Annotated in this window: 15 protein-coding genes; 2 read left to right on the forward strand and 13 right to left on the reverse strand. The window is 42.9% G+C overall.

All coding sequences use genetic code 11. The features are described 5' to 3' along the window. Nucleotides 1-164 precede the first annotated feature (164 nt). The 3 genes from meaB to B4U37_RS14080 are packed head-to-tail and all read right to left on the reverse strand — an operon-like array spanning nucleotide 165 to nucleotide 5,185. Nucleotides 165-1,184: a methylmalonyl Co-A mutase-associated GTPase MeaB gene (meaB, locus tag B4U37_RS14070; RefSeq protein WP_088018735.1), complete on the reverse strand. Its 1,020-nt coding sequence runs from the start codon at nucleotides 1,182-1,184 to the stop codon at nucleotides 165-167. Further along, complete coding sequence (scpA, locus tag B4U37_RS14075; protein WP_088018736.1) at nucleotides 1,177-3,354, reverse strand: methylmalonyl-CoA mutase; 2,178 nt, start codon at nucleotides 3,352-3,354, stop codon at nucleotides 1,177-1,179. The genes meaB and scpA overlap by 8 nt, the downstream gene beginning before the upstream one ends. Further along, on the reverse strand, nucleotides 3,344-5,185 hold the full coding sequence (locus B4U37_RS14080) for a methylmalonyl-CoA mutase family protein (RefSeq protein ID WP_198317028.1): 1,842 nt from the start codon (nucleotides 5,183-5,185) through the stop codon (nucleotides 3,344-3,346). The genes scpA and B4U37_RS14080 overlap by 11 nt, the downstream gene beginning before the upstream one ends. Nucleotides 5,186-5,408: 223 nt before the next feature. Between B4U37_RS14080 and B4U37_RS14085 the strand changes: the two genes are divergently transcribed. Then, complete coding sequence (locus tag B4U37_RS14085) at nucleotides 5,409-5,837, forward strand: hypothetical protein (RefSeq protein WP_088018738.1); 429 nt, start codon at nucleotides 5,409-5,411, stop codon at nucleotides 5,835-5,837. A gap of 52 nt (nucleotides 5,838-5,889) precedes the next feature. Here B4U37_RS14085 and B4U37_RS14090 read toward each other — a convergent pair whose 3' ends face one another. The 9 genes from B4U37_RS14090 to B4U37_RS14130 all read right to left on the reverse strand — a co-directional run bounded on the left by B4U37_RS14090 (nucleotide 5,890) and on the right by B4U37_RS14130 (nucleotide 18,066). Then, nucleotides 5,890-6,864: an NAD(P)-dependent alcohol dehydrogenase gene (locus tag B4U37_RS14090; protein WP_088018739.1), complete on the reverse strand. Its 975-nt coding sequence runs from the start codon at nucleotides 6,862-6,864 to the stop codon at nucleotides 5,890-5,892. Nucleotides 6,865-7,184: 320 nt separating this feature from the next. Next, nucleotides 7,185-8,540: a dihydrolipoamide acetyltransferase family protein gene (locus B4U37_RS14095; RefSeq protein WP_088018740.1), complete on the reverse strand. Its 1,356-nt coding sequence runs from the start codon at nucleotides 8,538-8,540 to the stop codon at nucleotides 7,185-7,187. 217 nt (nucleotides 8,541-8,757) lie between these two features. Continuing rightward, nucleotides 8,758-9,741 carry an alpha-ketoacid dehydrogenase subunit beta gene (locus B4U37_RS14100; protein WP_010194911.1) on the reverse strand — a complete coding sequence of 328 codons (984 nt, stop codon included), beginning with the start codon at nucleotides 9,739-9,741 and terminating at the stop codon, nucleotides 8,758-8,760. Nucleotides 9,742-9,753: 12 nt separating this feature from the next. Next, nucleotides 9,754-10,746: a thiamine pyrophosphate-dependent dehydrogenase E1 component subunit alpha gene (locus B4U37_RS14105; RefSeq protein WP_010194908.1), complete on the reverse strand. Its 993-nt coding sequence runs from the start codon at nucleotides 10,744-10,746 to the stop codon at nucleotides 9,754-9,756. Nucleotides 10,747-11,021: 275 nt separating this feature from the next. Next, complete coding sequence (lpdA, locus tag B4U37_RS14110) at nucleotides 11,022-12,446, reverse strand: dihydrolipoyl dehydrogenase (RefSeq protein WP_088018741.1); 1,425 nt, start codon at nucleotides 12,444-12,446, stop codon at nucleotides 11,022-11,024. Between the two features lie 16 nt (nucleotides 12,447-12,462). Then, nucleotides 12,463-13,590 carry a butyrate kinase gene (gene buk / locus B4U37_RS14115; RefSeq protein ID WP_245839992.1) on the reverse strand — a complete coding sequence of 376 codons (1,128 nt, stop codon included), beginning with the start codon at nucleotides 13,588-13,590 and terminating at the stop codon, nucleotides 12,463-12,465. A 77-nt stretch (nucleotides 13,591-13,667) separates the two neighbouring features. Then, on the reverse strand, nucleotides 13,668-14,771 hold the full coding sequence (gene bcd / locus B4U37_RS14120; protein WP_088018743.1) for a branched-chain amino acid dehydrogenase: 1,104 nt from the start codon (nucleotides 14,769-14,771) through the stop codon (nucleotides 13,668-13,670). Nucleotides 14,772-14,979: 208 nt separating this feature from the next. After that, nucleotides 14,980-15,879: a phosphate butyryltransferase gene (gene yqiS, locus B4U37_RS14125; RefSeq protein WP_088018744.1), complete on the reverse strand. Its 900-nt coding sequence runs from the start codon at nucleotides 15,877-15,879 to the stop codon at nucleotides 14,980-14,982. A 135-nt stretch (nucleotides 15,880-16,014) separates the two neighbouring features. Beyond that, nucleotides 16,015-18,066 carry a sigma-54 interaction domain-containing protein gene (locus B4U37_RS14130; protein ID WP_088018745.1) on the reverse strand — a complete coding sequence of 684 codons (2,052 nt, stop codon included), beginning with the start codon at nucleotides 18,064-18,066 and terminating at the stop codon, nucleotides 16,015-16,017. Nucleotides 18,067-18,255: 189 nt separating this feature from the next. Here B4U37_RS14130 and B4U37_RS14135 point away from each other — a divergent pair, with 189 nt between their 5' ends. Further along, nucleotides 18,256-18,498, forward strand: coding sequence for a DUF2627 domain-containing protein (locus tag B4U37_RS14135; protein ID WP_010194894.1), 243 nt, complete (start codon nucleotides 18,256-18,258; stop codon nucleotides 18,496-18,498). Between the two features lie 28 nt (nucleotides 18,499-18,526). On the opposite strand, the gene B4U37_RS14140 is transcribed toward B4U37_RS14135, so the two are convergent. Continuing rightward, a complete protein-coding gene (locus B4U37_RS14140; RefSeq protein WP_010194892.1) occupies nucleotides 18,527-19,252 on the reverse strand; it encodes a glycerophosphodiester phosphodiesterase in 726 nt (241 codons plus the stop codon). Nucleotides 19,253-19,314: the final 62 nt, after the last annotated feature.

Consider the following 19,314-nt stretch of genomic DNA (forward strand, 5'->3'; position numbering starts at 1 on the left):
TCTTAAACTATCTCTATCATACCAATTTTTTTCAAATAATAAAATAAAAAAGGTTTATTTTCTAAGTTGGCGGGTATTATATCAGTAACATCTAGATATCCATACCCCTATACTCCCTAGATGAAGGAAAGTGATATGCTCACTTTCCTTTTTTTGCACTTTAATTACTGTCTGTAACTTCCAATTAACTTCTCCACAGCCAAAGATACAGAAACTTCATTTTCCCCAACTTGCTTCTCTAGCACCGGCAACTCTTTTCTCACCTTTTCATCTTCAAAAAACATACGCTCAATCTGATCCTTCAAAGAGGTATAGAACCACGTCTTCTTTTGTGCATTCCTTCGCTCATCAAAAACATCTGATTTCTTCGTGCTTTTCACAAACTCTTGAACAATCCTCCAAGTCTCATCAACATTCACATTATTCAAAGCCGAGCAAGTAAACGTCTTCGTCTCCCAGCCTTCTGTTGCCGGCTGCAAGAAATGAAGAATTTGTTTGTATTCATGAGCAGTTTTCTCTGCTCTTGCTTTATTGTCTCCATCCGCCTTGTTCACCGCAATTGCATCCACAAGCTCCATAATCCCTTTTTTCATGCCTTGCAATTCATCGCCTGCACCCGTTAGAACAAGCAGTAAAAAGAAATCGACCATATCCCGGACTATGGCTTCACTCTGACCGACTCCTACTGTCTCTACTAAAATCACATCATAGCCAGCAGCCTCACATAAAAGAATGCTTTCACGCGTTTTCCTATGAACTCCGCCCAATGTGCCACTGGAAGGAGATGGCCGGATGAATGCTCGCGTATGCCTTGCGAGTTGTTCCATCCTTGTTTTGTCTCCAAGGATACTACCACCTGTCTTAGAACTGCTCGGATCGACTGCAAGCACGGCGACTTTGTGTCCTTGCTCACACAAATACAATCCAAATGCTTCTATAAATGTACTCTTGCCGGCACCTGGTACACCGCTTATCCCTATCCGAACAGAGCGTCCAGTTGAAGGCATAATTTCTTGAATGATTTCTTGGCTTCTATGAAAATGTCGAGTTGCATTGCTTTCTACAAGCGTGATGGCCTGAGCGAGGTCAGAGCGGACTCCCCCATGGATACCTGATATGATATCCACTGTACTCCGCTCCTCCTTTTTGAGCACCTTTTTTCGCGGTTTACGCTCTTTAGTCATGCGTCTCTTCCACTTCCTCATAGCCGAGGCGTTCGTAAATCTCATCCAGAACCTTTTCGGCTGCACGCGGGATGACCGTACCAGGTCCGAAAATAGCGGAAGCGCCTTTACTATATAGGAATTCATAATCCTGCGCTGGGATTACCCCACCAATTACAACGATGATGTCTTCACGGTTCAATTTCTTCAGTTCTTCTACGAGTTGTGGTAGAAGTGTTTTATGCCCAGCTGCAAGGGAACTGATGCCGATAACATGCACGTCATTTTCCACAGCTTGCAGCGCCGTTTCTGCAGGCGTTTGGAAAAGAGGTCCGATATCCACATCAAATCCAAGGTCGGCGAATGCGGTGGAAATGACTTTTGCCCCTCTGTCATGACCATCCTGCCCCATTTTCGCAATCATAATTCTTGGACGTCTTCCTTCGAGCTCCAAGAATTCTTCGATTTTATCCTTCACGGCCTTCATCTCCTCCTCATTGGAGAATTCACTGCTGTACACGCCACTAATAGAACGGATGACAGCGCGATGGCGATTGGCTACTTTTTCAATGGCATCAGAAATCTCACCCAGACTTGCACGGGCACGGGCAGCGTCCACTGCTAGCTCGAGAAGATTACCTTTCCCTGTGCGAGCCGCATCTGTTAGTGCTTCTAGTGCAGAAATAACTTCCGTTTCATCTCTGTTTTCACGAAGCTCTTGCAAGCGAAGGATTTGCTTTTTACGAACTTCCGCATTATCAATATCCAACACATCAATAGCCATATCTTCTTTTTCCAAACGGAATTTGTTCACGCCAATGATGGATTCTTTCCCTGAATCGATTTTTGCTTGACGGCGTGCAGACGCTTCTTCAATTCTCATCTTCGGCAATCCTGTTTCAATTGCTTTTGCCATGCCTCCAAGCTCTTCAATTTCTTCAATATGTGCCCAAGCTTTATCAATCAATTCCTTCGTCAACGTTTCCACATAATAGGAACCAGCCCAAGGGTCAATGACTTTGGTAATCTCCGTTTCTTCCTGCAAATACAACTGCGTATTGCGGGCGATACGTGCGGAAAAGTCCGTTGGCAAGGCAATCGCTTCATCCAATGCATTGGTGTGTAAGGATTGCGTATGTCCATTGGCAGCCGCTAGAGCTTCAATACATGTGCGCGTCACGTTATTAAACGGATCCTGTTCTGTTAAGCTCCAACCGGACGTTTGAGAATGGGTCCTTAAAGCCATGGACTTTGGATTTTGTGGTAAGAACTCCTTCATCATCTTCGCCCAGATAAATCGAGCAGCCCGCATTTTCGCCACTTCCATGAAAAAGTTCATTCCGATTGCCCAAAAGAATGATAGTCTTGGCGCAAACTTATCAATATCAATCCCCGCTTCAAGTCCTGTTCTCACATATTCGAGTCCGTCTGCAAGCGTATAAGCAAGTTCAATATCTGCCGGTGCCCCTGCTTCTTGCATATGATAACCAGAAATACTGATGCTATTAAACTTTGGCATATGCTGGGACGTGTAAGCAAAAATATCGCCAATGATTCTCATGGACATCTCAGGAGGATAAATATACGTATTACGAACCATATACTCTTTTAGAATATCATTCTGAATGGTTCCGGAAAGTTTCTCTGGACTGACCCCTTGTTCCTCAGCCGTAACGATGTAAAAGGCCATAATCGGAAGGACCGCACCATTCATTGTCATGGATACAGACATTTTATCCAATGGAATGCCATCAAATAATACCTTCATATCAAGAATGGAATCAATGGCAACTCCAGCTTTTCCAACATCCCCTTCTACACGAGGATGATCAGAGTCGTATCCACGGTGTGTCGCAAGGTCAAAGGCAACAGACAATCCTTTTTGTCCCATTTCTAAGTTTCTTCTATAAAAAGCATTGCTCTCTTCGGCTGTGGAGAAACCAGCATACTGACGGATCGTCCATGGACGGTTCACATACATCGTCGGGTAAGGCCCACGCAAATACGGAGCAATACCAGGAAGAGTTCCCAGGTGATCGGCTCCATCCAGGTCGGCCTTTGTGTAATTGGCTTTCAATTTAATCTGTTCATTTGTTTCATAAAATAGTTCTTCCACCGCTTCGTTGGATAATGGCACTTGGGTAGCTGTAGTTTCCTTGTTTAATGTTCTCGTAGAAAAATCAGGCTTCATTGTCGGTCAACCCCATTTCTTGATGTATCACTAGTAATTGTTCATAACAATTGGAGCGCATATGAATAAAATCACTTACCCCTATTTCCTGCAACGCTTTTTGACGAGTTGCTTCAGGCAATCCCGCAACCAATACTTTTCGGTTAGGCGAATTAACAGCCATAACCGCAGCATTTAGTAGCTCTTCGTAAGTGTCATCACTGCCACAAATGCATACATATCCAGTTATGTTTTGAAGAGAGACCCACTCCACTATTTCTTTCGCATTTTCAAAGCTTGGACTGACGACAGGTTGAAGACCTCCTACCTGGAAAAAGCCTGATGAGAAGTCAGTCCGTGGCTTGTGTGTTGCTAATGAACCAAGATTGATCAAGGTAACTTTTGGCGGGGTTCCCTGTTTTTCCTGATACACCTTCGCTTGGTAACGCAGGCTTTCAAAGGCTTCAGATAATCTTAACGGTTGAATAGCCTGTACTTTTACTGAAGCATGTTCATTTTCTTCGATAGCTGTAGTGCTTATTTGCTGCTTTAGCTCCTCTTGAAGATTTGCATACATATTGGTACCGACCAACACTTTTTTCCTGTTTTGGACATCCTTAAGTCGCTTTTCTTTTACCTCGGCAATACGGTCCTGTAAGAAATTTGATCGCATAGCTTCCACGATCCCGCCAAGCTTGTCCAGCTCCTGAAACAGCTTCCATGCCTCATCAGCCAATTGATTTGTCAGATTTTCCACATAGTAAGAGCCTGCTGCTGGATCCACCACCTTATCTAAAAAGCTCTCTTCTTTTAGAATATAATGGGTATTTCTTGCAATTCTTCGTGAGAAAGCATCCTTGCCTTGCTGATAACTGTCCACATTGATACTGTCTGCTCCACCAATTGCAGCAGAGAATGCCTCAGTTGTCGAACGGAGCATGTTGACATACGGATCAAGATTAGATTTAGTAAACATAGAGGTTGTAGCATGCACGTTCATCTTCTGTGCTCTTTCATTTCCCCCAAAAGCCTCCACGATATTTGCCCATAACACTCTTGCCGCTCTCAGCTTGCTGAGTTCCATGAAAAAGTCACTTCCGACAGGGAAAGTGAATGCTATTTCCTGGGAAGCTTCCTCAATGGTCAAACCTCTATACATCAGTTGTTGCAAATATTCAACGGCCGTTGCCATGACAACTGCAAGCTCCTGCACGGCATTGGCTCCTCCGCTATGATAAGCATTGGACTGCACCCAAACTGTTTTAAGGAACGGAGCATTGTTTTCTTTCCACTCTATATTGGATTTCATTTCGTTATAATACTGCTCCAATGGCTGACTCAGCTTGCCTGTTGCTGCAAGCTCCCCAACAGGATCCGCTCCGATAATGCCGTGCAGGTTCTTTGTTTCTATATCACTATCAATCAATGCATTGATGAACGTTGTGGCGCTGGCTCCTGCATGTACTTGGAGAGCTATGTCATCTAATGAAATCTCTTTTAGTAAAGTCTTAAGGTCTGTTGGTTTTTTTATCAATAAGGCCTTAGGTTCTGTTGATGGAAAAGTGGCAAAACGAATGGATTGCAAGCCACTTTCTAGTTCCAGTTTCAGTTGAGCATTCATTTCCTCAAATGAAGTTGATGCATAAAGTTGCTGGCTGACTGCCCAATCAGACTTTTCTATAAGATTCTTAGATGCAAGCTCACTTCTATCGTTTTCTGTATATACCGGTTTACGTGTAATGCCTTCATATGTAACGGTGTTGAGCTTGGAAACAGGCTTCCCCTTTAACGCTTTCTCTGCCTGTTCCACCCACTCTTCCATTGTCACTTTCGGGAAACTATTGTTCTTCATTTCTTTCAATTTACTCATCTTCATCCCCTCGTTCCCTCAATTGCGTAATCGCTTACAAATTTAAATTTTTCAAAAGTTCATATATTTATTTTAATATAGTTATGTGGGCACGGCAAATAAAGAAAGCATTGGAATTACTTATTTTTCGGTGGTATTCCTTTTTAAGAAAAACTATACTTATTATATAAATGATAGTTTCTTAAAAAGGTAGTGATTTGTAGCGATGTTATACACATGGAATATTGAAAACATAATTAAAGAAACATTAGAGGAACTTAATTTAGACATTAATTTTGAATTTGATAATAACTTAAAAGCACCGATGAGTTTTAACATCTCGACTAACACGATCAAATTCAATTATTTGCAGATTAACGGATACAAAGCGAAGATTAACAATAAAATTAGAGAAACTGACGAAAACTTTGTGAAACTCATACTCTTTCATGAAGTCGGCTATTACTTGGATTTTAAAAAGAACAAGCACGACTTGAGGATATTGATGTATGGCGGAGAAGATGAGAAGAAAATCTTGATGCGTCAAATTGAAAAAAATGCGTGGGTATTCGGAAGGACGGTCGTACCTGAGTATCTCTTGCAGGCTTATGATAAGATGCGGGAGTTAGATGGGATGTTTTTGTCGAACAGATAAACAGAATAACAGGAGAGTGTATGAAAACATAGCGATTTCATACACTCTTTTTTTAATTGTATATTGTTTCTAAAGCTTCATCGATAACAACCCCAACATTCCCTTTCTTATGTCCCTTTTCCACATAGCTGTGAGCAACTGATAATTGTTCCATCGGATAGCACTTATCGATAACTGCTTTATACTTTCCTTTTTCTATCAAATCTTTCAGGAACTTGATATCGTCTTCTTTTTCCAAGGCAAGACCTGAAAATATTTTATAGCCACGTGTCATGCCACTCCAATACCCCTGCACCATCTGAGTAACTCCTGCTGCACCTAAAATCCAGGTTCCTTTTTTCTTAAGCGTTTTCTTTACTGCTTCATAAGGGATTTTCCCAACCGTATCAAAAATGACATCATAATTTTCCCCATCGATTTCTTCTTTGGTATAGTCAATTACTTTATCTGCCCCTAACGACTTCACCATTTCGATATTGGCTGTGCTGCATACCCCTGTAACCTCAGCACCGTATAATTTGGCAAGTTGAATGGCTGCTGTACCGACTGCACCTGATGCCCCGTAAATGAGAATTTTTTGCCGATTTTGGATATTTGCTTTCCTTAGAAAATGCATAGCAGTGTGCCCTCCAAACGGAACAGTTGCCGCCTCTACATAGCTTAAATTTTGTGGTTTTAATGCTATAATTCCTTTTTCAGAGAGACATATATATTCTGCGTAAGCACCTAAGCTCATCCCTGTAGATCCAAAAACTTGGTCCCCTGCTTTAAATCGCATAACTTCACTTCCTACAGATTCAACTATTCCTGCCAGGACTCCTCCTAGAATGGACTTCTTGGGACGTGTCAGCCCAAAGAACAATTTCACTGCAGCTGGATCCGCTTTTCGCAATCGCCAATCTGCTGCATTGACAGCTGTCGCCACTATTTTAACAAGTATTTCATTATCTTTCGGAATTGGTTTATCGACCTCTTTTAAATGGAGTACTTCTGGTGGACCGTATTTGGTGTATACAACAGCTTTCATGGGCTTGCCCCCTGTGTGAAAGTTTTTTTATTTGCCTGCAATCATTGTATGTTGATCCACGAGAAAATACGTCCACCTGTTTGTAGAACATTTTGAACGTCCGTCCAAAATGGCGGTCAAACCGTTTCGGGCGATTCTTGATGTCTTTCGGGCGATTTTTCGAAAAAACGGGCGATTATTTAAATTTACAGGCGAAAATTGAAGGCAATCGGGCGAAAATTTGATTTTACGGGCGATTTTCACGAGTAATCGGGCGAACACAAAAAAAGACCGACAAAGTCATCCATTCGAGGAGGACTTTATCGGTTTGTTCCAAACTATTAATAAATCGACGTATTCTCTTTAGACATTTTTTCGATAATTTCTTTAACGCGCGCTAGGAAGCGTCCGCATACAAGACCATCAAGAACACGGTGGTCAAGAGACATACATAAGTTTACCATGTCGCGAACAGCGATCATTCCGTGGTCCATGACTACTGGACGTTTCACGATGGATTCCACTTGCAGGATGGCTGCTTGTGGGTAGTTGATGATGCCTTGTGATTGTACAGAACCGAATGAACCTGTGTTGTTGACAGTAAATGTTCCACCTTGCATCTCTGCAGATGTTAGTTTACCAGCGCGAACCTTGTTGGCAAGTTCTGTGATTTCACGTGCGATACCTTTGATAGTTTTTTCATCAGCGTTGCGGATAACCGGCACATAAAGTGCGTCGTCTGTTGCAACGGCGATGGAGATATTGATGTCTTTCTTTTGGACGATCTTATCGCCTGCCCACATAGAGTTGATTTGTGGGAATTCTTTCAAAGCTTGCGCTACCGCTTTTACGAAGAATGCGAAGAAAGTAAGGTTGTAGCCTTCTTTTTTCTTGAACTCGCCCTTCAAGGAGTTGCGGTATTCTACAAGGTTTGTCGCGTCCACTTCTATCATCGTCCAAGCATGTGGTGCTTCTTGTTTACTGCGCAGCATGTTTGCAGCGATCGCTTTACGTACGCCTGTTACAGGGATTTCGATGTCTCCTGCTTCTACGGGTACGTTTACTGGTTGAGCCGCTTTTGGAGCACTTGCTGCTGCCGGTGCAGATGGAGCCGCCGGTGCTGCAGACGCCGCTTTAGGAGCTTCCGACGCTTGCGCTTGAGTAGCTGCCGGCTTGGAATCAGCAGATGGGATGTTACCAGAATCGATCACCGCTTGGATGTCTTTTCTTGTAATACGTCCGCCTGCTCCGCTTCCTTTTACTTGCTCAAGATCTACATTGTTTTCTTGTGCAAGACGAAGAACTGCTGGAGAGTAGCGACGTTTGTTTGGTGCGTCTGCATCCTCTTGTGCTGATGGTGCAGATGGCGCTTTGGATTCTGTTGCAGGTGCAGATGCAGATGCTGGTGCACTTTCCTCTTTCGGTGCCTCAGCAGTTGCATCTGCTTCTCCGCCACCTTCTGTTTCGATATAGCAGATGATTTCTCCTACTGCTAGTGTGTCACCGTCTTCTGCTACAAGTTCTTTGATTGTTCCTGTAAAAGAAGATGGGATTTCTGCGTTAACTTTATCTGTCATGACCTCTGCTAGAGGGTCGTATTTGTTTACTTTGTCGCCTACGCTTACGATCCAGCGGCTGATTGTTCCTTCAGTTACGCTTTCCCCAAGCTGTGGCATGGTAATTTTTTCTACTGCCATGATGAGAACCTCCTTTAATCGGTGGGCTCTGTTGAACTCTGCAGTTAATCTCCGTTCCAGGAGCTTGCTTTCCGCGGGCAATCCGGGGGCCTCCTCAGGCTTCGCCTTACGAATCTACCATGGCCCTTCCTCCCGCAGGAGTCAAGCTCCTTCCTCTACAATCAACTGCAGGAAACTCAACATTACCATTTGTTCACTCTTCCACTTATATCAGAAATTAGTATTGAGCTAGCTCACGCATCGCTTTTTCTACTTTGTCCGGGTTAACCATGAAGTATTTTTCCATCGTCGGTGCATATGGCATTGCAGGTACATCAGGTCCAGCAAGGCGCATGATTGGTGCATCAAGATCGAATAAGCAGTTTTCTGCAATGATGGCAGATACTTCACTCATGATACTTCCTTCTTTTGTATCTTCCGTAAGTAGAAGAACTTTACCTGTTTTAGAAGCCGCTTCCATGATAGCTTCTTTATCAAGCGGATACACTGTACGCAAGTCAAGAATGTGAGCGGAGATTCCGTCTTGTGCAAGACGCTCTGCTGCTTGTAGTGCAAAATGTACGCAAAGACCGTACGTGATAACGGTGATGTCTTCTCCTTCGCGTTTCACGTCTGCTTTACCGATTGGTAATACGTAATCATCTGTTGGTACTTCACCCTTAATTAAACGGTAGGCACGTTTGTGCTCGAAGAATAGAACCGGATCTTCATCACGAATAGCTGCTTTCAGTAATCCTTTTACATCATAAGGAGTAGAAGGCATGACAATTTTTAAACCAGGTTGGTTCGCGAACACTGCCTCAACGGATTGTGAGTGGTAAAGTGCACCGTGAACTCCCCCTCCGTATGGAGCACGAACAACTAATGGACAAGTCCAATCGTTGTTGGAACGGTAACGGATTTTGGCTGCTTCGGAAATGATTTGGTTAACTGCAGGCATGATAAAGTCTGCGAATTGCATTTCTGCGATTGGACGCATACCGTACATTGCTGCACCGATAGCAACACCAGCGATTGCTGATTCTGCAAGAGGAGTATCGATAACTTTATCTTCACCAAATTGATCGTAAAGGCCGTTAGTCGCTTTGAATACTCCACCTTTTCTTCCTACGTCTTCCCCAAGTACAAATACTTTAGAATCACGTTCCATCTCTTCTCGGATGGCCATTGTAACTGCATCTATATAAGAAATAACTGCCATGATAGTTCCCCCTTACTCTGCGTAGACATGCTTCATTGCGGATTCAGCATCTGCGTATGGAGCATTTTCTGCGTATTCTGTTGCTTCGTTAACTTCTTTTGCAATTTTATCGTTAATTTCTTTTTCTTTTTCATCTGTTAACACGCCAACCTCTTTTAAGTAAGCTGCAAAGCTGATGATTGGGTCATTCGCTTTAGCTGCTGCCACTTCGTCACGCTCACGGTATGCACGATCATCGTCATCACTGGAGTGAGGTGTTAGACGGTAGGAAATAGCCTCTACAAGAGTAGGACCTTCGCCACGACGTCCACGGTCAGCTGCTTCTTTCACCGCTGCATATACTTCAAGCGGGTCATTTCCGTCAATCGTGATACCAGGCATTCCGTATCCTAGTGCACGGTCTGAGATTTTCTCACATGCCACTTGTTTTTCATAAGGAACTGAGATTGCATATTTGTTGTTTTCACACATGAAGATAACTGGCAACTTGTGAACTGCTGCATAGTTAGCGCCTTCATGGAAGTCCCCTTGGTTGGATGAACCTTCACCAAATGTTACAAATGTGCAAAGGTCTTTTCCTTCTAAACGGCCACCAAGTGCTACTCCAACTGCGTGTGGTACTTGTGTTGTTACAGGGGAAGAGCCAGTTACGATGCGGTTTTTCTTTTGACCGAAGTGACCTGGCATTTGACGTCCACCTGAGTTTGGATCTTCCGCTTTTGCAAAACCGGAAAGCATTAATTCCGTTGCTGTCATGCCGAATGTAAGTACAACACCCATGTCACGGTAGTATGGTAGTACGTAGTCTTTTTCACGGTCTAGAGCGAATGCCGCTCCTACTTGTGCTGCTTCTTGACCTTGGCAAGAGATTACGAATGGGATTTTCCCTGCGCGGTTTAGTAACCACATGCGCTCGTCAATGCGGCGAGCTAGTAACATTGTTTCGAACATTTCTAATACGTTTTCATCTGTAAGCCCTAGAGCTTGGTGACGATTTTCTGCCATTTAAGTTTACCTCCTATATGTAGAGAGTTGGGAGCGTGTAGCTCCTCTAACAATTAAATTCAATATGATGTAGGCTGTTGATTTCCGCTGCAGGCACTCGCTTTCCGCGGGCGGTCCGGGAGCCTCCTCAGGCTTCGCCTTCCGGGGTCTCCCATGTCCCTTCCTCCCGCAGGACAAGGAATGCTTCGACAGCAAGACATCGCACGAAGAAAATGCGTAGCATTTTCGAGGAGTCTCGTGCCTTCCGGTTCAATCAACGTTCCTTCTTACATTTTTTAAGAATGTATCGCTTTTCCATCAACTGCAAGGGCTGCTTCGCCGATTGCTTCGGATAGAGATGGATGCGGGTGGATGGTGTGTCCGATTTCCCAAGGTGTTGCATCAAGTACTCTTGCAAGACCAGCTTCAGAGATCATGTCTGTAACGTGTGGGCCGATCATGTGAACACCTAAAATGTCATCGTTTTCTTTGTTCACAACAAGTTTCACAAAGCCATCAGACTCGCCGTAAACAAGTGCTTTTCCGATTGCACGGAAAGAGAATTTGCCTGTCTTTACGTCGAAGCCTTTTTCTTTTGCTTCTTCTTCTGTGTATCCAACAGATGCGACTTCAGGACTTGAGTACACACATTTGGAAATCATGGAGTAATCAATTGGCGCAGGATTTTCGTTTGCCATATGTTCCACTGCTACGATTCCTTCGTGAGAAGCAACGTGTGCAAGCTGTAAACCGCCGATTACATCTCCGATTGCGTAGATGTGGGACTCTTTTGTTTGGAAGCGATCATTTGTTGTAATAAAACCTTTTTCTACTTGAATCTCTGTGTTCTCAAGACCAATGCCCTCTACGTTAGCTTGACGACCAACGGAAACTAGCATTTTTTCTGCAGTGAAGGATTTCTCTTCTCCTTTATGCTCGGCTTTGATTGTTACAGATCCATCTGCTTTTTCAAGTGTTTCTGGAAGCACCTTCGCACTTGTTACTACTTTGATGCCGCGTTTTTTCAACAGTCGTTGCATTTCTTTGGACACTTCTTTGTCTTCTGTTGGCAATACACGATCTGCATATTCAAGGACGGTTACTTCTACACCAAAGTCATCTAACATGGATGCCCACTCGATACCGATTACGCCTCCACCTACGATGATGATTGATTTTGGAAGTTCCTCGAGTGATAATGCTTCATCAGAAGTCATGACTTGTGTGCCGTCAATTTCAAGTCCAGGAAGAGAACGTGGACGAGATCCTGTTGCGACAATAACGTTCTTCGGAATTAACATTTCGTTCTCGTCACCATTTTCGAACTCCACAGAGATCGTACCAGGCATTGGAGAGAAAATGGAAGGTCCTAAGATACGTCCTGTTCCGTAGAACACATCGATCTTCCCTTGCTTCATTAAATGCTGCACACCGCCGTGAAGCTGGTCGATGATTTTTTGTTTACGCTCTTGCACTTTGAAAAAGTCCAGCTTCACTTCTCCTGAAATTACGCCGAATTCTTCACTGTTTTTCGTTTGAGCAAAGACTTCTGCACTGCGAAGCAATGCTTTACTTGGGATACACCCTGCATGAAGGCAAGTTCCACCGATTTTCTTCTTTTCTACTACTGCTGTTTTTAAGCCAAGTTGAGATGCACGAATAGCCGCGACATACCCGCCTGTTCCGCCACCTAGGATGACTAAATCATATTCTTGTGCCATTATTCCTTGCTCCCTTCTAGCTCTGTACTACTTTGGTGTCAACGACTGTTCCAGGGTATTCTTTTGCTCCTTCTTCCCCACGTAATACGCGAAGTGCTCCTTCTGTAAGAGCTTGCAATTCGTTTTCGCCTGGTTGTACGATGACGTCTGCTATCCAGCTAATACGCTCGGAGATTTGTTTTACAAATCCTTTTCCATAAGCAAGTCCACCAGTCAAAATGATGGCATCTACTTTACCTGCCAGAACTGCACTCGCTGAACCGATTTCTTTTGCAACCTGATAAGCCATTGCATCAAATATTAAAGCGGCCTTTTCATCGCCAGCCTCTATCATTTGTTCGACTTTAACTGCATCGTTCGTTCCAAGGTAACCTACGAGACCACCTTGTCCGACTAACTTTTTCATAATCTCATCACGATAATAGTCACCTGAAAAGCACAGGGATACCAGCTCACCTGCAGGCACTGTTCCTGCACGCTCTGGACTGAATGGACCGTCACCATGAAGACCGTTATTTACATCGACTACTCTACCGCCAATGTGCGTGCCTACTGTGATACCTCCGCCCATATGGGTAACAATCAGGTTAAGATCTTCATATTTTTTGCCAAGATCTTTCGCTACTCTTCGTGCAACTGCTTTTTGGTTTAACGCATGGAAGATACTTTTGCGCTCGATTAGTGAAAATCCTGAAATACGAGCAATGTCAGACAGCTCATCCACTACCACCGGGTCCACGATGAAAGACGGGATATTCAAACCAGTAGCAATTTCGTAAGCGATGATTCCACCAAGGTTAGATGCGTGCTGGCCTGCATAACCGATTTTCAAGTCATGGAGCATTTCTTTATTTACAGCGTATGTTCCGCCTTCGATTGGACGAAGAAGTCCACCGCGGCCACACACTGCACTAAGTTTTGATATATTGATGCCTTCTTGATCCAATGTTTCAAGAATGGTCGTTTTTCTGAATTCATATTGATCATAGATACTTGCAAAGGAATTAATCGTTTCGCTATCGTGACGTAATGTTTTCTCAAATACAGAGCGTTCATTATCAAATACGCCGATTTTCGTTGATGTGGATCCTGGATTGATGACAAGTATGCGATATTCCTTTTCTAACACTGTTGAAACCTCCATTTCAGACGGACGGCAAACGAGCGAAATTCCTTTTCATCCCGTTTGCCCCCTTCTGAGAAACTTAATATTTATTTATATTAGCGTCCGTTACGACGGCTTAAAATATGATGTCCGTTTTGTAAAAATTGGCTGCGAGAGTTTTTCATTCTCTCGATACGCTCTTCAGCAAGACGATCTGCTGCACGGTAAGTCGGGATACCGTCACGTTTTGCAATCTCGATAACTCTTTCAATGTTGTCGTAGATTCCTTCTACTTTTTTCATTGCGCGCTCACGGTTGTAACCGTAAAGCTCATCCGCTACGTTAATTACTCCACCAGCGTTGATTACATAGTCTGGAGCGTAAACGATACCCATTTCGTGGATGATATCGCCGTGTTTTGTATCAAGCAATTGGTTGTTCGCTGCACCAGCAATAACTTTTGCTTTTAATTGAGGAATCGTTTCATCGTTGATTGTCGCGCCAAGTGCACATGGTGCATAGATATCGCAATCAACACTGTAGATGTCGTTGATGTCTACTGCTCTTGCACCGAACTCTTCAACTGCACGATTAACCGCTTCTTTATTGATATCTGTTACGATAAGTTGCGCGCCTTCTTCGTGCAAGTGACGGCAAAGGTTGAATGCCACGTTTCCTACACCTTGAACTGCTACCACTTTACCTTCTAATGAATCTGTTCCAAATGCTTCTTTCGCTGCAGCTTTCATTCCGCGGTATACACCAAATGCTGTTACAGGAGATGGATTACCGGAAGAACCGAATGCAGGAGATACACCTGTTACATAGTCTGTTTCTTCATAGATTAAGTCCATGTCAGCAACAGTTGTTCCAACATCTTCTGCTGTGATATAGCGTCCGTTTAATCCTTGGATGTAACGGCCGAAAGCACGGAACATTTCTTCATTTTTGTCTGTGCGTGGATCACCGATGATAACTGTTTTACCGCCACCAAGGTTTAATCCAGCTGCTGCGTTTTTATAAGTCATTCCTTTTGCAAGGCGAAGTGCATCTTCAATTGCTGCACCTTCGTTTGCGTATGTCCACATGCGTGTTCCACCAAGTGCTGGTCCAAGTGTAGTATCGTGAATGGCAATGATTGCTTTTAGTCCAGATTGTTTGTCTTGGCAGATCACCAGTTGCTCGTAGTCGTAAGTCTCCATATATTTGAAAATTTCCATTATAAAATTCCTCCCCAAGATAGTAAATGATTTTTAGTTTAGAAATTTGTTCTACACCGCTGTTGATTTCCGCAAAAGGCTTCGCTTTCCTAGGGGCGCTGCTGGAGCCTCCTCGGCAAGCCTGCGGGGTCTCCACCAAACGCTATCTCCCTCAGGAGTCTACGCCTTTTTCTCCAATCAACAACTATGTTTTTGAATGAACTTTGATTTATTTAACAGAACAAACTGCAAGTGCGAGTGAGTTTAGCTTACTCTCGGCTGAGTCTGCTCTGGATGTTAATACAATTGGTGCTTTTGCGCCGGCGATGATAGCTCCGACTTTTGCATTTGCAAAATAGATCAATGATTTATATAGGACATTACCAGCTTCAATGGTCGGTACGAACAGGATGTCTGCCTGCCCTGCCACATCACTTTGAATTCCTTTGTGCTCAGCAGCAAGCGCTGATACGGCATTGTCCAAAGCCAGCGGGCCATCAATGATGCAATCCTTTATCTGACCTCTATTATTCATTTGTGTAAGAAGTGCTGCGTCAACAGTTGCTTGCATAGCTGGGTTCACAACCTCCACTGCCGCTAGTGGCGCCACTTTCGGAAGTTCTATTCCTAGTGCTCTTGCAACTTGAACAGAGTTTTGAACAATTTGTACCTTTTGTTGTAGGTCAGGTGCTACATTCATTGCAGCATCTGTTACAAAAATTAATTGTTCATACCCAGGCACTTCGAAAGCTGCAACATGTGATAAGACATTCCCGGTACGCAAACCATATTCCTTATTCAACACTTCTTTTAGAATGGTTGCCGTCGGGACATTTCCTTTCATCAGCACATCCGCTTCACCGCCGGAAACAGCTTTCACTGCAAGTTCTGATGCCTTTTTGGCACCATCAGCAGCTACAATTTTCAATGCTGGGTGTGATGCATCCACATTATGTTCTTTAAGTAATGCTATTATTTTTTCCTCATGTCCAAACAATATAAAGGAAGCCAACTGTTTGTCTAATGCATGAGAAACCGCTTCGATCACTTCTTCATCTTCAGCTGCAGCAATGGCTACTACTTTAGAAGTGAGCTGGGTTGCTTTGGTGATAAGTTCCTCTAGTTTCATTTTCTCAACCCTTCCTTTCTACTCCAATATTCTATATGCAAGAAGCGTGCCAACTTCATTTTAATGAAAACGCTTTATTTTAGCGTTCAACAACAAGCAAGTTTCTTCATAGTGTGCAGTTTTTTGCATGCAAGCTCAATCAATCATAAACTTTTCCATTTTGTAATAAAGATTTCTTATGGAAACACCGAGTTCTTTTGCCGTCTTTGTTTTATTGCCTTTATTCTTCTTCAATGTCCTCTGAATTATTTTCGCTTCGTATCCTTCCAACATTTCCGCCAAAGTGTAATCACTTGCAACAGCTTCGGTAGAATCCTGGACAATCTTGTCTCCGCTCGTCGCCAAGTCCGGAATATGCTCCGTATCAATAAACACTTCATTGAATTTCATAAAAATAATGGCTCGACCAAGGACATTTTCAAGCTCTCTCACATTGCCTGGCCAATCGTATGCAGCAAGGTGATTGATTGCACGAGGGGTTAACCCATCCACATTTCTACCGTAGTCTTGGTTTATTTTTCTTATAAGGTGTTCACTTAATGCCTCTATATCCTCTTTTCTTTTCCGAAGAGGCGGGATGTGAATCGGCATTCTATTTAAACGATAATAAAGATCCTCACGGAATGAGCCATCTGCAATCCCTTTTTCAAGATTAACATTTGTGGCAGCAATGACCCTGACATTGATGGAGATTGACTTGGTGCCACCTACCCGTATAATTTCACTTTCTTGTAAAACCCTTAATAGTTTTGCTTGAGTATTGGCAGATAATTCTCCAATCTCATCAAGGAAAATACTACCGTTGTTCGCTTCTTCAAAAAACCCTTTTTTACCGCCTCGCCTGGCACCAGAAAAGGCACCTTCTTCATATCCAAAAAGTTCACTTTCAAGTAAAGACTCAGAAAGGGCCGCACAATTCACTCTAATGAATTTGTTATACTTACGGCTGCTGGCGTTATGAATAGCATGAGCAAAAAGTTCTTTTCCTGTACCAGACTCCCCGCGTAACAATACAGTTGCCGGAGTTTTCGCTCCAAGTTTGGCCTGTTCAATAGCAAGGCTCATCTCTTCTGAGGAACCAATGATATCCTCAAAAGAATACTTGGCTTCAAGCGTTCTGATAATCTGCCTTGCACGGTCCAACTCAGTGGTAAGCGTTTGTATTTCAGAGACATCGTGGATAACACCCACACTCCCCTTTAACTTGCCGTCCACAATAATTGGCGCAACGTTTACAATGACTTCCTTCTTGGAAGGACCAACTTTCAAGTTCACACCGCGTACAGCTCTCCTGGTTTCCAGCACTTTCATATGCATACTGTCACCTTCATAAATGTCCGCTGTAGCTGGCTTGCCAATGATTTGTTGTTCTTCCAGTCCTGTCAGCCTTGAATATGCAGGATTTATCATCAACCCCCTACCAAATTCATCCACTACGGAAATGGCTTCATCGGAGGATTGAATGATTGCTTCAAGCATGGTTTGTATACCTTTTAAGTTTGTTACTTCTTCTGCAAGGTTCATCACTTCTGTAATGTCTTTGAACACAGCGAAAGCTCCAATTACCTTCCCATCTTCATCTATAAGAGGAGATCTTGTGGTAATGATTTTTTTGCCATTTTCCAGGAGCATCTCTTTGTTCTTTTCTACTTTTTGCGTATGTATCACATCTTGCAGTCTGCTTGTCGGCACATTTTCTAAGATATGTTGTCCAAGCATATGCGCTTTTTTTATTCCTACTATTTTTTCGGCACTTTTATTGTAGATAATTACCTTCCCGTGTTGATCAACCACCATCAATCCATCATGCAAAAGATTGAAAATGAGGTCGCGTTTATGGGATTCGTATTTCATTTTTGCAATCAGTTCTTCTTTTTCTTCTACCAAAGTTGCAGTAATGTGAGCTACCGTTCCTGGTACGAGAACCGTCTTAGGATTCTTCGCCTCACGAATTTCAAGAAACACCTCATCAGAACCAGTCGCTTCAATAATGATGTCAACCTTCTCCGATAAGAAATCCTTCCAATCACGTCCAACTGGAATCCCCATTTCCTCAGCAAGTTCCAAGCCAGGTGCCGCCTGATTAACATCAACTACAGCAAGCAAATGGAACATTCCTGAATGCGTTAACATTTTTAAAATCGCAGAGCCACCTTTACCAGCACCAACTACTAATACAGTCTGCATAAAAAACTCCTCTACACCTGATACGTATATTTCTCTTACGATAGGTAAATTGAAAGAAAATTCACAGTCTTCTATAAAAGGTATGAAATTTCTTGCACACTTTTATCTTAAATCTTTTTTCTCTTCTATGCAAGGTTATTTCTGCTATAATGGAAACCGAAAGCTTTGAAAGTGAGGCCAACAATTGATATGCAACGTATAATCGCTTTAATTATTTTATTGATTCCTGGAATAATTGCTGTATATGGAATAAAATTGATGCGCGACATGGTTTTTAACATTGCGCACCCATTAATCCCTTCATTAACCTTACAATTCATCATCGGATTATTATTCTTCTTAATCGGTTTATGGTTTGTTGCCGGATTTATTTTTCACCGCGACCGCAAGCGGAACAATGTACAAAAAAGATTTCAAAAGAGAGAGAAATAAGAAAACCGGCTGTATATGGCAGCCGGTTTTAATTTTGATATTTTATTTGCACAGCTTTCTTCGGGTAGTCCGTGAAAAATCCTGCACATTCTTCTGCAAACAGTCTCTTCATCGTCTTCTCATCATTTACCGTGAAAGGCCTGACAGGTACTCCCGATTGTTGAGAACGGTGAATGATACTGGCAGTTGCTGCCTTGATATGGGGATGAATTCCGCTTCCGCCGACCCATTTTGTATAATCCCACGGTTTGTAAATCCCTTCCATATATAGAACTGCTTTTTCTATTTTCGGCGCTAATGTATTTAAACGAGCTATGCTGTAGTGGTTAAAGCTTGAAAAGATAATCAAATGAGCCATCTTATGTTTGTCTACTAGCTCCAGCACTTTCTCTTCCATGCCTGCATAAGGAAGGATACTGTTCTTTAGTTCAATATTGACTATCGTCTGCTTTCTGGAAGCCCAATCCAACACTTCCTCTAATGTAGGTATTTCTGCATGTTTATATTGTTTTTTAAATTTATGTACAGCATTTAGTTGTTTTAATTCTCTTAAGGTTAAATCTTGGACAAAGCCTTTACTGTCGGTTGTCCGATTCACTTTTTCATCATGTATGACAACAGGAATGCCGTCTTTACTTAACTGAACATCTAGCTCAATGCCATCGGCTCCATCTTTGTATGCTTGCTCAAAGCTGATCATCGTATTTTCCGGATGAGTACCTGCCGATCCCCTGTGGCCGAAAATTTTCGTCATTTTTACACACCTTTCTTTCTCTTTCTTGTCAGAAATAATTGTCAACGTACGTATTATTTAGT

Origin of the sequence: Sutcliffiella horikoshii (assembly GCF_002157855.1) — a bacterium.
In the GTDB taxonomy this organism is placed as follows: domain Bacteria; phylum Bacillota; class Bacilli; order Bacillales; family Bacillaceae_I; genus Sutcliffiella_A; species Sutcliffiella_A horikoshii_C.

What these genes read in the sequence shown, in the direction of transcription:
- meaB (WP_088018735.1), bottom strand. Translation starts at nt 1,184, where the DNA reads ATGACTAAAGAGCGTAAACCGCGAAAAAAGGTGCTCAAAAAGGAGGAG.
- scpA (WP_088018736.1), bottom strand. Translation starts at nt 3,354, where the DNA reads ATGAAGCCTGATTTTTCTACGAGAACATTAAACAAGGAAACTACAGCT.
- B4U37_RS14080 (WP_198317028.1), bottom strand. Translation starts at nt 5,185, where the DNA reads ATGAAGAACAATAGTTTCCCGAAAGTGACAATGGAAGAGTGGGTGGAA.
- B4U37_RS14085 (WP_088018738.1), top strand. Translation starts at nt 5,409, where the DNA reads ATGTTATACACATGGAATATTGAAAACATAATTAAAGAAACATTAGAG.
- B4U37_RS14090 (WP_088018739.1), bottom strand. Translation starts at nt 6,864, where the DNA reads ATGAAAGCTGTTGTATACACCAAATACGGTCCACCAGAAGTACTCCAT.
- B4U37_RS14095 (WP_088018740.1), bottom strand. Translation starts at nt 8,540, where the DNA reads ATGGCAGTAGAAAAAATTACCATGCCACAGCTTGGGGAAAGCGTAACT.
- B4U37_RS14100 (WP_010194911.1), bottom strand. Translation starts at nt 9,741, where the DNA reads ATGGCAGTTATTTCTTATATAGATGCAGTTACAATGGCCATCCGAGAA.
- B4U37_RS14105 (WP_010194908.1), bottom strand. Translation starts at nt 10,746, where the DNA reads ATGGCAGAAAATCGTCACCAAGCTCTAGGGCTTACAGATGAAAACGTA.
- lpdA (WP_088018741.1), bottom strand. Translation starts at nt 12,446, where the DNA reads ATGGCACAAGAATATGATTTAGTCATCCTAGGTGGCGGAACAGGCGGG.
- buk (WP_245839992.1), bottom strand. Translation starts at nt 13,590, where the DNA reads ATGGAGGTTTCAACAGTGTTAGAAAAGGAATATCGCATACTTGTCATC.
- bcd (WP_088018743.1), bottom strand. Translation starts at nt 14,771, where the DNA reads ATGGAAATTTTCAAATATATGGAGACTTACGACTACGAGCAACTGGTG.
- yqiS (WP_088018744.1), bottom strand. Translation starts at nt 15,879, where the DNA reads ATGAAACTAGAGGAACTTATCACCAAAGCAACCCAGCTCACTTCTAAA.
- B4U37_RS14130 (WP_088018745.1), bottom strand. Translation starts at nt 18,066, where the DNA reads ATGCAGACTGTATTAGTAGTTGGTGCTGGTAAAGGTGGCTCTGCGATT.
- B4U37_RS14135 (WP_010194894.1), top strand. Translation starts at nt 18,256, where the DNA reads ATGCAACGTATAATCGCTTTAATTATTTTATTGATTCCTGGAATAATT.
- B4U37_RS14140 (WP_010194892.1), bottom strand. Translation starts at nt 19,252, where the DNA reads ATGACGAAAATTTTCGGCCACAGGGGATCGGCAGGTACTCATCCGGAA.